The following is a 14,197-nucleotide window of genomic DNA, read 5'->3' as shown; positions in this document are numbered from 1 at the left end:
TCCTATCAACATTAAACATGACAAATAAGAAAAAATGCTCAAAAAAAGAATAATCCCGTGCCTCGACATCAAAGACGGAACCACCGTGAAAGGAATCAACTTTGAAGGATTGAGAAATGCCGGAAATCCTATTGATTTAGCTAAAAAATATGAAAATGAAGGAGCTGACGAACTGGTTTTTCTGGACATTACGGCAACCATTGAAGAACGAAAAACTTTCGTCGAACTAGTGAAAAATATAGCCAGAGAACTGAGCATTCCATTTACTGTAGGTGGCGGAATATCTTCCGTAGAAGACGTCAGAAAACTGTTGGAAGCCGGAGCGGATAAGATAAGCATCAATTCATCAGCAGTGAAAAATCGATATCTGATTTCTGAACTGGCAAAGGAGTTTGGAAGTCAGTGTATCGTTGTTGCGGTTGATACAAAATTTGTAAATGAAGAAGACTGGGTTTTTATAAAAGGTGGAAGAGAAATGACTCCGCTGAAAACTTTGGATTGGGCTAAAAAGGTCGAGGAATTGGGAGCCGGCGAGATTCTTTTAACCTCAATGAATGGTGACGGAACAAAAAACGGTTTTGACTTGAGATTGACGAAACTCATTTCAGCAAATGTAAATATTCCGGTAATCGCTTCAGGTGGAGCAGGAAAAATTGGAGATTTTGAAGATGTTTTTAATCTTACAAAAGCAACCGGAGCTTTAGCAGCAAGCGTTTTCCATTTTGGGGAAATTGGAATTGATGAATTAAAAAACGAACTGAAAAACAGAAATATCAACGTACGATGAAAATAGATTTTAATAAAACCAACGGACTGGTTCCGGTAATTATTCAGGACGACAGAACTCTGCAGGTTCTGATGTTGGGCTATATGAACGAAGAAGCTTTTAACAAAACAAAAAATGAAGGTATTGTTACTTTTTTCAGCCGTTCAAAAAACAGATTGTGGACGAAAGGCGAGGAGTCGGGGAATTTCTTAACGGTAAAAAATATCCTGATCGATTGCGATAACGATACGGTTTTAATTAAAGTCATTCCAAAAAATACCGTTTGCCATACCGGAAGTTTCAGTTGCTTTGGAGAGAAAGATTCCAAAGGTTTTGTGTATGAACTGGAAAGCAAAATAGCTCAGAGAATTGATGACAGAGTGGATGGATCTTACACGTATTCACTGTTTCAGAAAGGAATTAATAAAGTGGCTCAAAAAGTAGGCGAGGAAGCTGTGGAACTGGTCATTGAAGCTAAAGATGACGATGCTGACCTGTTTAAAAATGAGGCCGCTGATTTGCTGTATCACTTTCTAATCTTACTGAAAGCAAAAAATTTCACTTTGAAAGAAATTGAGGAAATTCTGTTGGACAGAAATCAATGAAAAAAACCTGCAGACATGCAGGTTCCCGTAAAGTATATTTAAATTATTTTTTCTCGTTGACGACCGATGCCTGTGCAAAATGCTGTAAAGCGCCAAGCGTTGCTTTTCCTATATTAAAGACATATCTCGTATCTGTATTGGCAAAAGTGTCGTCTGGGGTGTGTGGTAATTCACTTCTAAGATACTCGAAAAATCCTGTTATCACTTCACCTTTTTTCTCGAAGGAAATATAATCGGTGTCCTCTGCAGGATCTACAGCCGCTTTGAGAGGCGAATAAAGCGTCACATATTTCATTAATTCTTTGGTGGCATCCGTTGAGGCTTTGTTGTTTTTGGAACTTCCACCCTGATCTTCGTCGCAATAAACGGTATCATGGAAAAGCCCTTTTTTACCTCCAACCTGATCAAGATTAAAAACCAGTTTAATATCAAACTGACGCACATTATCTTTATAAACTACATTGTCAACATAATGTTTACTTCCTTTCAAACCCTGTTCTTCACCTGAGAAATGGATAAATTTTATAGAATAATCGGTGGGAACATCTTTTAGAATTCTTGCAGCCTCCATGATGATAGTAGTTCCGCTGCCGTTGTCATTTACGCCCGGACCGTTGATGCTGTCGAAATGCCCGCAGATGATGATGTATTTATCAGGCTGTACAGTTCCTTTTTTGGTGATAATCAGATTTTTAGATTCTACCTTTCCCATTTTAAAAGGATCTTCAGAAATCTGATCTTCCGTAAATCCGTACGAAAGATATTTATTTTTAATCCAGTTGAAGGCGTTATTATTTTCTTTGGAGCCTGTGGTTTTAATTCCTAAACCTTCGAATTCTTTAAGATTGTTAACAATGTTTTTCTCTGAAACCATATCAACTCTCGACTGATAGGCAGGGACTGCATTTTGTGCATGAAAACCCGCTGCTGTAAATGAAAAAAGCAGGAGGGAATGAATTTTTTTAATCATTGGTTTTATGAGCTGTTAGTTTTTAAACTTATTATTCAACAATAATTTTTCTGGATATTTTTTCACCGTTGTAACTGATCGAGCACATATAATTTCCTGAACTGATTCCTGAAATATTAATTTCATTCTGATTTTCAGATTTTAAAACCAGTTTTCCGCTCATATCAGAAATTTCAACAGCAAAGTTTTTTACGGAAGAAGGTGTTTCAATATACAGGATGTTTTTCGCAGGATTCGGATAAATTTTAATCTGATCTGAAATTTTCTGAGCTTCATCAACTGCCAGAACTGAAGATGCAACAGCGAAATGTTGTAACGCCCCCACAGCAGCTTTACCCACTTTAAAAACATAAACTGGATCTACATTAGCAAAAGTATCATTGGGAGTATGCTGATTACCACTTACAGGAGTTTCATAAAAACCGGTGATGATATCGCCTTTATTTTCAAAAGGCACATAATCTGATGCAAAGGCATTCGACATATTCACCAAAAGAGGTGAGTAGAGTGTGGTACAGTTTGCCAATTGCTGGGTCATTGCAAGAGATGGTGCATTGTTGGCAGTTTGTCCGCTCTGGTCGCTTTCACAGGTAATAGTTGTATTTGGATTACCCATTTTCCCTCCTACCTGATCAATATTAAAAACAACTTTCAGATTGAGCTGACGCACATTGTTGGAAAAAACAACATTATTTACATAATGAGTACTTCCCACAAGACCTTGCTCCTCACCTGAAAAGTGAATAAATTTAACTGAATATTCTGTTGGAACATCTTTCAGAATTCTTGCAGCTTCAAGTAAAATAGAAGTTCCGCTGCCGTTATCACTGACACCCGGGCTGTTAATCGTGTCGTAATGTCCACAGATAATCACAAAAATATTGGGATAGACAGTTCCTGTTTTGGTAACAATTAAATTTTTTGAAGTGTTGCTTCCGCTGGTGAAAGTATCTTCAGACATTTGGCTTGCCGTGTACCCATAAGTAAGGTACTGACTTTTCAGCCAGGCGAGTGTATTGTTGTTTTCAACAGATCCTGTGGTTTTGACTCCAAGGTTTGAAAACTGCTGCAGGAGGCTCGTAATATTCGTTTGCGTTACCTGGTTGGCCCGGTCCTGATATGCCTGAATAAAAGTTTGCCCATGGAAAATCCCAAGAATACCTAAAGACAAAACGGAAAGTACTTTTTTCACTTTAAATTTTTATTACTTAGAACAAATTTAGATAATAAAAAAATCCCGAGCAAAAAACTCAGGATTTTATATTGATAACAAAATAGTTTAAATTATTTTACTTGATCTACAACAGCTTTGAAAGCTTCCGGATGATTCATTGCAAGATCTGCAAGAACTTTTCTGTTCAGCTCGATGTTGTTCTTTTTAAGAGCTCCCATAAACTGAGAGTAAGACATTCCGTGCTCTCTTGCACCAGCGTTGATACGCGTGATCCAAAGAGATCTGAAGTTTCTTTTCTTCTCTTTTCTACCACGGTAAGCATAAGACATTGCTTTTTCTACCGCGTTTTTAGCAACGGTCCAAACGTTTTTTCTTCTACCGAAAAAACCTTTAGCCTGCTTTAATACTTTTTTTCTGCGAGCTCTTGAAGCTACGGCATTTACTGATCTAGGCATAATGTAATTGTTTTTTTGAATTCAGCGCTGCTTGTTTCATCAGACTTTTGGGCTGCAATTCAGGGTTAAATTTTTGAATTTGTTTGAATTCTTATAAACCGAAAAGGATTTATAAAAACTACTTAATTGCTAATTGACGTTTAACGCTTTTTTCGTCCACTTTCGCTACATAAGAAGTAGTAGTAAGATTTCTCTTCTGCTTAGTTTCTTTTTTAGTCAAAATGTGGCTTTTGTAAGCATTTTTTCTTTTGATCTTACCAGAACCAGTAAGAGCAAAACGCTTCTTAGCACCTGATTTCGTTTTTAATTTTGGCATTGTTCTGCTTTTTTATGTTTTGTTATCAATATCTGATTGTGAATTTCTATACAGAAATATCGGTTTGCAAAGATACAAAATATATTAAGTCCCCGAATCTAAAACGAGAGATTTTAAATATATTTTTTTTCGTGGCTGAATTTTTATAAATAATCGCCGTTTGTCCTGCGTAAAAGTAAAGCCTAAATCTTTGTTCGATCCATTATTTACAAGTTCTAACACCCAGTTTGCCCCATCAACATCATCCAGTATTAAATAATAAGTTTTGAACGGTTCCAAAATTTTTAAAATGTCATCATTTCTGAAAACTGAAAATGAGTCCTGATCTCCGGAAAACAGATATCCAGGAACAATAATTTTCCTGTCTGATCTTTTTATTCCCGTGTTTTCCGAATATTTATTTAAATATAAAATATACTGATCAGTACGGTCACGAACTGAAGATTCTATGTAGTTTTTCCTGAACAGAGAATTTTTCATTAGCTGCTGTGTGATATTAAACTGCACATCCTCAGCACGGTTTCCGGTATTGAAAACAATAATATCGGGATTTCTCTTCATTACATAATTGGCATCGCCAAGCTCATGGGCTAAAGGTCCGTTTCCAAAGTTTGCCGGTGGATGACGTGGAATATAATAATCATTTAAACCAAGCATATCAACCGCCGGTAGCTGGGAAGAATAGGGTATGCAGCCAGCTGCAGTTACAGCAATTAAAGTCTGTTTTGGAAAAGCTGATTTTAAATTTTCACCAAGTTGCATTCCTCTGAATTCCCATCTTTCATCAATTGCGCTGTGGTTGGCAGGAATAAAATGTTGTATTACACCATTCAGGAGCAGAACAAAAAACAGCATAAATTTCCATAAGTTACTCAGTTTTATTAAGCTGATGTATTTTAATCCACAAATTATCGCAAAAGTCAATAAGATAATAACTACATAATACTGTCTGTAAGCCGGGAAAATATCACCACCAACTGAAGTAATATAAGCTCCCCAAGCAATCACGTTGAGTAATAGAAAAGCTGCAAATAAATCTTTTTTCTTAAAGACAGACAGCCACAAAAAATAAAATCCTGAAGCGGAAAGAACGAATGTTCCAAAGAAGGCTTTAAAATTATAAAATCCGCCCCTCAGTACGTGATGCAGTGTAATTTTAACCTTAACCAAAGCTGTATTCGGAACAAACTCTCCGTAATAACTGTACCTGAACAAGAGCTGACCTGTCAAAAACAAAGCGGGAATTAAACCGACAGTAAGAATAATTTTTAAAATTTTAGATTTTTCTTTTCTGTTAAGTAAAACTAAAAATCCTGCTGTCGTTAAAGTAAAAAGAAATCCATCGGGTCTGGTAATGGCTAGTAATCCAAGCCACAGTGCGAGGAAAAATAAACGTTTAAAATCTCGCTCTATAATTTTTGAAACTTCTGTTAAGACTAATGTTAAAAGTAAGATGTAAAGCGGTTGCTCCAGTCCTCCAATTGCCCAGACTGTAAAGCATGGAGTGGTTGCGAGTAAAATTAACGGAATGAAAATTTTCTCTTTTTCTGTAAACCTGTTTTTTAAATAATTGAAAATTATTCTTAAAGTTCCAATTGAACAAAGCACACCTAAAATCCTTGAAGACAGAATTAAATCTAAATTAAATTTACCGAAGAGTGAAACCAGCAAAACCCACAAAAGATTCGAATAACCTTCAACGGGATGGCCGTCATTCCATGAAAGACCTTTTCCATCGATGAATCGCTGTGCATATCTTAGTGAGATGAGACTGTCATCTGATATAAACGGATAATAGTATGCGCATCCCAAAAAGAATAATACTAAAATCAATAAAAAATAGAAATAATAGACAGATTTCATCAGGTTTTAGTTTGAATATATTTGCGAAATTAAATTGTTGTACAAATTAACAAAAACGGATTTTAAGATCAGAACAGTTTATAAGAATACCATAAAAAAACCTCAAAAAATTGAGGTTTTAATATAGTTTCGAAAACTTTGTGCTTTTATTTCGCAGGCTTTTTAGGGCTCATCATCATGATCATTCTTTTCCCTTCAAGCTTAGGAAGCTGATCTACTTTTCCTACATGCTCCAGTTCCTGAGCAAGTTTCAGAAGTAAAATTTCTCCCTGATCCTTAAAGATGATAGAACGGCCTTTAAAAAATACGTAGGTTTTCAGCTTGGAACCTTCTTCAAGAAATTTCTCGGCATGTTTTTTCTTAAACTCATAATCGTGCTCGTCAGTCTGAGGTCCGAAACGGATCTCTTTTACTACCACTTTTATCTGTTTAGCCTTCAGTTCCTTTTGCTTTTTCTTTTGCTCATAAAGGAATTTCTTATATTCCAGTATTCTTGCAATAAACGGTTCTGCCTTATCGGAAATTACTACCAAATCCAGATCCTGCTCAGCAGCAATCTGTCTTGCTTTATCGATAGGATAAATTCCCGGCTCTACGTTATCGCCCACCAAACGAAGCTCTCTCACACGAATTTTATCGTTGATCAAGTGTAAGTCCTCCTGTACAGGACGTCTTTGTGGGCCCCTGTTGTTAAATCTTTGTGCTATTGTATTATAATTTTATTGGTTAATTTTCTCTTACTGCAATTGGTGAATTATTCTCCTAACTGCGTTTTTATACTTTTAATTCGCTTTTCGCCAGTAGCCATCAGCTAAACGCCAAATTCAAATCCTGTTTTAGACTGTTCTTTAAAATAAGAAACAAAATTCTCGATGCTCATTGCTCCAAGATCGCCTTCGCCACGTCTTCTTACAGAAATTGTGCCATCATTCTCTTCATTTTCGCCTACAACAATCATGAATGGGATTTTTTTCAATTCTGCATCACGGATTTTTTTACCCGTTTTTTCGTTTCTGTCGTCAATCAATCCGCTAATATCGTGATTTTCTAAAAGTTGTGAAACTTTTTTTGCATAATCTACATATTTTTCACTAATCGGAAGGATAATAAACTGATCCGGAGCCAGCCACAGCGGGAAATCTCCTGCAGTGTTCTCTATCAGGATCGCGATAAATCTTTCCAAAGAGCCAAACGGCGCTCTGTGAATCATTACCGGTCTGTGTTTCTCACCATCACTTCCTGTATACCAGAGATCGAATCTTTCCGGCAAATTGTAATCTACCTGAATCGTTCCTAACTGCCATTTTCTGCCTAAAGCATCCTTGACCATAAAATCCAGTTTGGGACCGTAGAAAGCGGCTTCTCCGTATTCTGTAACGGTGTTCAGACCTTTTTCTGTAGCAGCAGTTACAATCGCTGTTTCTGCTTTCTCCCAATTTTCGTCTGTACCGATGTATTTTTCTTTGTTTTCAGGATCTCTCAATGAAATCTGAGCTGTAAAATCAGCAAATCCTAATGAGCCAAAAACATAAAGAACCAAATCAATTGTTTTCTTAAACTCATCCATCAGCTGATCCGGAGTACAGAACAAATGCGCATCATCCTGAGTAAATCCACGAACTCTTGTCAGGCCGTGAAGCTCACCACTTTGCTCATATCTGTAAACAGTACCGAATTCTGCATATCTTTTTGGCAAATCTCTGTAGCTCCATTGTGAAGTTTTGTAGATCTCACAGTGGTGCGGACAGTTCATTGGTTTCAGCATAAATTCCTCTCCTTCATTCGGAGTTTTTATCGGCTGGAAGCTGTCTGCTCCGTATTTATCCCAGTGACCAGAAGTTACGTACAATTCTTTCGAACCGATGTGCGGTGAAATTACAAATTCGTAACCTGCTTTTTTCTGAGCAACAGACAGGAAATTTTCAAGTTTTTTTCTCAAAGCAGCACCTTTAGGCAACCACAAAGGCAATCCCTGACCTACTTTTTCAGAGAAAGCGAAAATTCCCAGTTCCTTACCTAATTTTCTGTGATCTCTTCTTTTTGCTTCCTCCAGTCTTTCAAGATATTCGGTAAGTTCTTTCTGTTTTGGGAAAGAAATTCCGTACACTCTGGTTAACTGAGGATTATTTTCATTTCCTCTCCAGTAAGCTCCTGCAGCATTTAAAACTTTAAAAGCCTTTACTATTGATGTATTCGGGATGTGCCCTCCACGACAGAGATCTGTGAAATTATCGTGTGTTACAAAAGTGATTTCTCCATCGTTAAGATTTGAGATCAATTCAACTTTGTATGGATTGTCAGCATAAGTCTTTAAAGCTTCGTCCTTTGAAACCGGATAAAGAGAGAATGTAGATCCCTTCTTTGCGTTTTCTAAAACTTTCTTCTCGATTTTTTCGAATTCCTTATCCGATAAACTGTTGTCACCGAAATCTACATCATAATAAAAACCGTTTTCGATGGCAGGACCGATCGTCAGCTTAGCATCAGGATAAAATTCAAGGATAGCCTGCGCCAAAAGGTGGGCAGAAGAATGCCAGAAGGCTTTCTTTCCAAGATCGTCATTCCATGTTAAAAGCTGTACCGTAGAATCTGTGGTGATAGGCGTGGTAACTTCGACTTGTGTGCCGTTTACAACTGCGGAAATGGTGTTTCTAGCCAATCCCTCGCTAATAGATTTTGCCACATCCAAAGGAGTCACTTCTCCTTCAAATTCTCTGACGCTTTGGTCTGGAAGTGTAATTTTTATCATTGTTTACTAAGAAATTTTAGGTTGCAAAAATACGAAAATTTTATGTCATAAAAACAAACGGATATTATAATTCGTTAAAACTGCAGTTTAATATAATTTTTCAGTGAGTATAAAATCATTATCTGTCTGATACTAGAAAAAAAAATACTAAGCTTTCACTTAGTATTGTCTGTTTTTCCTGATTTGTTTTTTGAAGACTTCTGTACATCTTCTTTATCTACATCAGGTGGATTTTGTTTGTCTGAAGATGCCGGAATATCGCGGAAATCTTCATTTTGCTTTTTAGTTTCTGCGGAGTTGGCAGATTCTTTACCCTTTTTATCGTCTTTTGAGTCCATAATATTGAATTTTTAAAGTCCAAGAACACCGAGTTTGCCGGTCTGATCTTCAATTTTATAGTTCAAAGCCTTTGCCAAAACGAAAATGTTGTTTAAATTTTCCAATAGCTGGGTTTTTCCCTCGCTGCGAAGTTTATTCTGATCGATAGATTTTACCGCTGAAGCCTTTGCTTTCTGTGTAACATTTTTTATGTCTTTTTCCGTAATTCTGTTCACAAACGAGTCATCCATCGACTGAATTTCCACACTTGGCGTAATTCTGATTTCCGGATCCGGAAGTTCTTTGATAATCACTTTTTTATTGATGGAATCTACTTCCATTTTCATTTTATTAAGATCGTAGGAAACCTGCGCATTGGTTTTGGTGTAAGTGATGATGTTGTTGCTCGTCATTTCCGCACCCATAAAAGTGTAGCTGTACTTCGTTTTCTGTATTTCAGATGTATTTTGCTCCATCACTACCATTTTATTCATCTTGGTAATCTGATTGGTAATGAGATAATAGTCTGAAGTTTCTTTTTTGTTATTGGGTGTAAAGCAAGATTTAAAACTAAAAAACAGGATTACCATCAGGGTAATTCCTGCTAGAAATGCGATAGGTACTTTTAAATTTCTCAAGACTTTTATTTAAAAATTTCTTTGATAACTGAGCTGTCATCTTTCTTTAAAATTTCTACCAGATCTCTCTCAATGTATCCTGTGGTAGGCATTTCTATGATTCTACCAATTTCCTTGCCATATTTCTGAACGATAATTGTAGGTACTTTCTGTACGTTATGAAGACTTTCGTCACCGGTAGGAGATTCCTTTTTTCTGTTAACTGCGATAATTGTAAGTTTTCCTTCAGAATATTTCAATTCATCTAAAATCCGCATCAGTCGGGGAAAATCCCTGTGGCTGTCTTCGCACCATGTTCCTATAAAAACAATAAGGTCGTAGCTTGTAAGTTTAGCTTTCTTTAAATCTTTAACGGCATTTTGGTCTAAAGCATATTCATCACGCTCTTTTACAAACCACGTTGAGTAAGGCTCTTTCAGAAACTGATCTTTCAGCTGATGTCCTAAAAGCATTTTCCCGTCTTCAGTAGTTTCTACTTCTCTGTTCACGACCACTTTCTGAGCACTGATTTGTTCCGCGGCTAAAAAGAGAGCAGATGCAGCAAATATTTTTGTAATTAATTTTTTCATTTTATTTTTCTAAAATTTGTGTAAGATCAGCAGGAGAGTAGTACTTGTTTTTTAAAACTTTGTGGTCTGCTTTTCTGTAAACATTGTATTTTTCTCCGGATTTTTCGTAGAATGATTCTACTTCTTTTTCTTTATAAAAATCAACGGTTTCCTGTGCCTGAACTTCATTTTCGCAAGCTTTAGACATATTGGAACGCTGCACTTCATTGAAAAGTTCCACAAATTTTTCTCCCAAACCAAATTCCAGAACAGCACCGCTTAAAACGTACTGAAGATCACATAATGCATCAGCAATTTCAACAATATTGTTGTCTGTAATTGCCTGTTTTAACTCGTTTAACTCTTCCTGTAAAAGTTCAACTCTGAGGTTACAACGGTCTGTTGAAGGGATTTGAGGGGTATCTAAAATAGGTGCTTTAAAAGTTGTATGAAATTCTGCCACTTGATTAAGGCTGTCGATCTTCTCCATGAATATTTTTAAATTTAAAGCAAAGATAGTAATTTTATGAAATTTCTGTCGGTGCTGGATGAAGGATGTTGGGTGTAGGAAATTTTAGCTTAATCAAGCGTATTTAATCATTACTCATTGCTTATTAATAATTACCCATAAAAAAAGCTGCCCGTTTCCGAGCAACTTTCAAATTTAAGGTTAATTAAACTGATTTTATTTTTTAATAAATCTTTCAGAAATTTTACCAACCTGAATAACGTAGGCGCCGCTGATTAGACTGCTTACATTGACAGATCCTCTTTCCAGTTTTCCTGAACTGACAATTTTTCCGCCCATATCGAAAATTTTATACTCTTCGTTGGTTGTGTTGGAAATATTCAAAATATCTCTTGCAGGATTTGGATATAATTTAATATCAGTTAACAGATCTTTTGTATCTAAATCATCAGTTCTTCCGGACGAAACAACATTTACAGTATAATCCTCAACCTGACCGTACGTGTAAGAACCGCAAGATGATGAAGGCACAGAATTGTACTGCATCATCACTCTCATTCTGGTAGTTCCCAATGCTGCGGTCGTCGGAATTGTAACTGAACCTGTCACAGGAGATGTCTGGGAACCTGTTTTAGTCCAGACCAGTTCACCACTGTCTGTGAAATCGCCGTCTTTATTATAATCAATGTAAACCGCGTATGCTTCATTGTATTTAGTTGAAGTCCAAACAGGAGTTATTGAAACTGTGTAGGCGGAACCTCTTGTAACATTAGTGGAAATTGCAGTAAAGTTTTCGTAGCCGGCAGTTCCTGTGGAAGTGTTGTTGATGGTTCCGAATTTTACATTTCCAATTCTTTCATCTGAAGTATTGGTGGCTGTGGCTGAGCAGTAAGAAACCGAAGTTCCTGCGAGAGTTGTCACGCTCACTGAATTGCTGGCAGTGGAAATATTTCCGGCCGCATCTTTAGCTCTCACGGTAAAGATGTACGTTGTAGAAGGTGTTAAACTTGTCACTGTGTAGGTTGTGGAAGCTGTAGAACCAATCAAAGAACTTCCCTGATAAACGTCGTAGCCTGTTACACCCACAACATCTGTTGCACTAGACCATGAAAGATTGGTGCTTGTGGAAGTCGTTCCTGACGCTGCCAGTGTTGGAGCTGTCGGTGGGACATTATCTACACTTCCTGATCCTGCATTTACGGTAATATTAGCGTTGTTGACATCAAAGAAAATATGATTTGAACCTTTTACCATAATTCTTCCGGTCGTTGTTGAAGCATTTGGAATGGTTACCGCCTGAGAACCGTCGTTTGGAGTTCCTGACAAAAGTGTTGTCCATGTCGTTCCGGAATTGGTTGACCATAAAATATCCACGTTGGCTGCGTTCACTCCGTTTGCAGTAGTTCCGGCAACGTTCCATGTAACTGTTTGGGAAGTTCCGCCAGTGTATGACGTTGCGGAGTTCTGAGAACTCACGCTGAATGGTCCTGCAGTTCCGTTGACGGTAATTACAGCATCATCAGAATTATTTCCTGAACCTCCGGCTTTATTATCACGAACGGTAAATCTGAAATTATATGTTCTCGCAACATTGGATAAGGCTTCAACTGTAATTTCCGAACCAGCCGTCGTTGTTGCTCCTGTCAAAACAGAAGCCATTCTCGGGAAATATCTTGTTGGTGTTGTTTGAGGAGTCCATGATCTGAAAGTTGGTCCGGTTGCTTTCGTTGCGCTGGCTGCAGAACTTGCACCGGTCTGAGAAGATGATGCATTGTTCATCTGTTCCCAAATGTAAGTCAGGGCATCGCCGTTTGCATCAGTTCCACTACCTGTCAGCATAAACGGGGTTCCTTTCGGGATGGTGTAATCTGCTCCCGCATCTGCTGTAGGAATTGCATTCCCTGTGCTGGTGCTGGTAGGGCAGGTTTTAGCTTTAATATTATTCGTAATCTGCTGAATACTGACAGCGTGAAAGAACGGATCTGAATGAGGCTGAACATCCTGAGCGGTAATTCCTGCATAACCCATTATCGTTGATCCTGAACCAGGTTCCATATTTACACCCGTTCCTTCGTTTCCGTGAGAGAAGGTGTGGTTTCCGCCAAACTGATGTCCGAGTTCATGGGCTACATAATCGATATCAAAATTATCACCGGAAGGAATTCCGTCCGACGGGGAAGTGTAGCCGCTGCCTTTGGAACCGTTGACGCAGACACAGCCGATACATCCGGCATTTCCACCGCCACCGGAAGCTCCGAATAAATGCCCGACGTCATAATTGGCTTCTCCAATTACAGAAGTTAAAGTAGATTGAAGTTGAGAATTCCAGTTGCTCATCTGAGCTGCCGCAGAATAAGGATCTGTAGAAGCGTTGGTATAAATTACAGCATCGTTATTGGCAATTAAAACCATTCTTGCAGAAAAATCTTTCTCGAAAACACCGTTCACGCGGGTCATCGTGTTATTGATTGCAGCTAAAGCATTGGCTTTTGTTCCTCCAAAATAGGTGGTGTACTCACCGGTTGTTGACATCGCCAACCTGAAAGTTCTTAATTTTGCATCATCAGCGTTTGGCCGTAAAGCCCAACTGTTGTCATTACCGCTTATTCCTTTTTGGGCTACGTCTAGAACGGTGCATTCAAAAGTATTTAAATCAGATTTTTTATCAGCTTTTCTGTATACGGCGTACGTCGAAAGATCTTTTGTGTAAGGTTCAATGAAAACGGCAGATTTATCGCCATAAATTTCCATCGATGATAAACCTAAAGGCGAAATACTGAAATAAACCGTTGAGCTGGAATCATCCAAACCTTCACCGACATAAGATTTGATGTCAGGATATCTTGCAGCCAAAGCAGGATCAAAGTTTGAATTTTCTCTTACTTTGAAATTTTCCATTCTGCCTTCTGAGTTTGGAAAAGAGATGATGACTTCAGATTTTTCTCCTACAGCCAGTCTTTTTGGAGCTTTTGCCAGAATATTTTTTAATCCGTTAAAATCTAAAGAGAAAATTTTTGGACTGAGAAGTGAAGTTTTGTTTTCAACAATTTCAGAATTAGCTTTTGCAGCAGTTAAAGTCCATAGTCGGTCGGTCTGTGCGAATGAAATGCATGATGTAAGCATTCCAATCACCAATAGTTGTTTTTTCATATAAATTCTATTTTGTTTGTGGAGAATCAAAGCTAATAAAAATTATATTATCAAAAATAAAATTAATTAAGAAAATTTTAGATAATTCATCTAAAATAATATGCAATGCATTACACTTGCTTTAAATTAAATCATTTATGTATGAGAAAAATCAAATTGAAATAATGAAAATCCTT

Annotated in this window: 14 protein-coding genes; 2 read left to right on the top strand and 12 right to left on the bottom strand. The window is 37.4% G+C overall.

Features of this window, described 5'->3' with window-relative positions; translation table 11 throughout:
- The first annotated feature begins 34 nt into the window (after positions 1-34).
- Both hisF and hisIE read left to right on the top strand, forming a co-directional pair.
- Complete coding sequence (gene hisF / locus IC610_RS04150) at positions 35-787, top strand: imidazole glycerol phosphate synthase subunit HisF (RefSeq protein ID WP_191735364.1); 753 nt, start codon at positions 35-37, stop codon at positions 785-787.
- Positions 784-1,371: a bifunctional phosphoribosyl-AMP cyclohydrolase/phosphoribosyl-ATP diphosphatase HisIE gene (gene hisIE / locus IC610_RS04145; RefSeq protein WP_191735363.1), complete on the top strand. Its 588-nt coding sequence runs from the start codon at positions 784-786 to the stop codon at positions 1,369-1,371. Before hisF ends, hisIE begins: the two co-directional genes overlap by 4 nt.
- Before the next feature lie 43 nt (positions 1,372-1,414).
- Here hisIE and IC610_RS04140 read toward each other — a convergent pair whose 3' ends face one another.
- From IC610_RS04140 to IC610_RS04085, 12 genes are all read right to left on the bottom strand, one after another.
- The gene (locus tag IC610_RS04140; protein WP_191735362.1) at positions 1,415-2,341 is read right to left on the bottom strand and encodes a M28 family metallopeptidase; all 927 of its coding nucleotides are present in this window, start codon (positions 2,339-2,341) and stop codon (positions 1,415-1,417) included.
- 31 nt (positions 2,342-2,372) lie between these two features.
- The gene (locus IC610_RS04135; RefSeq protein WP_191735361.1) at positions 2,373-3,533 is read right to left on the bottom strand and encodes a M28 family peptidase; all 1,161 of its coding nucleotides are present in this window, start codon (positions 3,531-3,533) and stop codon (positions 2,373-2,375) included.
- A 92-nt stretch (positions 3,534-3,625) separates the two neighbouring features.
- Positions 3,626-3,970 carry a 50S ribosomal protein L20 gene (gene rplT / locus IC610_RS04130; protein ID WP_056079994.1) on the bottom strand — a complete coding sequence of 115 codons (345 nt, stop codon included), beginning with the start codon at positions 3,968-3,970 and terminating at the stop codon, positions 3,626-3,628.
- A 118-nt stretch (positions 3,971-4,088) separates the two neighbouring features.
- Entirely contained in the window at positions 4,089-4,286 is a 198-nt protein-coding gene (gene rpmI, locus IC610_RS04125; protein WP_027385360.1) for a 50S ribosomal protein L35, read from the bottom strand.
- A gap of 84 nt (positions 4,287-4,370) precedes the next feature.
- Positions 4,371-6,149 carry a glycosyltransferase family 39 protein gene (locus tag IC610_RS04120; protein WP_191735360.1) on the bottom strand — a complete coding sequence of 593 codons (1,779 nt, stop codon included), beginning with the start codon at positions 6,147-6,149 and terminating at the stop codon, positions 4,371-4,373.
- A 146-nt stretch (positions 6,150-6,295) separates the two neighbouring features.
- Complete coding sequence (gene infC / locus IC610_RS04115; protein ID WP_185113201.1) at positions 6,296-6,796, bottom strand: translation initiation factor IF-3; 501 nt, start codon at positions 6,794-6,796, stop codon at positions 6,296-6,298.
- A 164-nt stretch (positions 6,797-6,960) separates the two neighbouring features.
- Positions 6,961-8,898 (bottom strand): threonine--tRNA ligase, encoded by a 1,938-nt coding sequence (gene thrS / locus IC610_RS04110; protein WP_191735359.1) that lies wholly within the window; start codon positions 8,896-8,898, stop codon positions 6,961-6,963.
- A gap of 155 nt (positions 8,899-9,053) precedes the next feature.
- Positions 9,054-9,236 (bottom strand): hypothetical protein, encoded by a 183-nt coding sequence (locus tag IC610_RS04105; protein ID WP_056079983.1) that lies wholly within the window; start codon positions 9,234-9,236, stop codon positions 9,054-9,056.
- 12 nt (positions 9,237-9,248) lie between these two features.
- Entirely contained in the window at positions 9,249-9,854 is a 606-nt protein-coding gene (locus IC610_RS04100) for a DUF4230 domain-containing protein (protein ID WP_191735358.1), read from the bottom strand.
- Positions 9,855-9,859: 5 nt separating this feature from the next.
- Positions 9,860-10,423 carry a thioredoxin family protein gene (locus tag IC610_RS04095; RefSeq protein ID WP_191735357.1) on the bottom strand — a complete coding sequence of 188 codons (564 nt, stop codon included), beginning with the start codon at positions 10,421-10,423 and terminating at the stop codon, positions 9,860-9,862.
- Between the two features lies 1 nt (position 10,424).
- The gene (locus IC610_RS04090; protein ID WP_191735356.1) at positions 10,425-10,892 is read right to left on the bottom strand and encodes a pyrophosphohydrolase domain-containing protein; all 468 of its coding nucleotides are present in this window, start codon (positions 10,890-10,892) and stop codon (positions 10,425-10,427) included.
- Between the two features lie 195 nt (positions 10,893-11,087).
- Positions 11,088-14,021, bottom strand: coding sequence for a reprolysin-like metallopeptidase (locus tag IC610_RS04085; protein ID WP_191735355.1), 2,934 nt, complete (start codon positions 14,019-14,021; stop codon positions 11,088-11,090).
- Between the last annotated feature and the right edge of the window lie 176 nt (positions 14,022-14,197).

This window comes from Chryseobacterium caseinilyticum (assembly GCF_014837145.1).
Lineage (GTDB): Bacteria > Bacteroidota > Bacteroidia > Flavobacteriales > Weeksellaceae > Chryseobacterium > Chryseobacterium caseinilyticum.
Note: the sequence above shows the minus strand (reverse complement) of the source record. Positions and strands in the feature narration are given on the sequence as shown.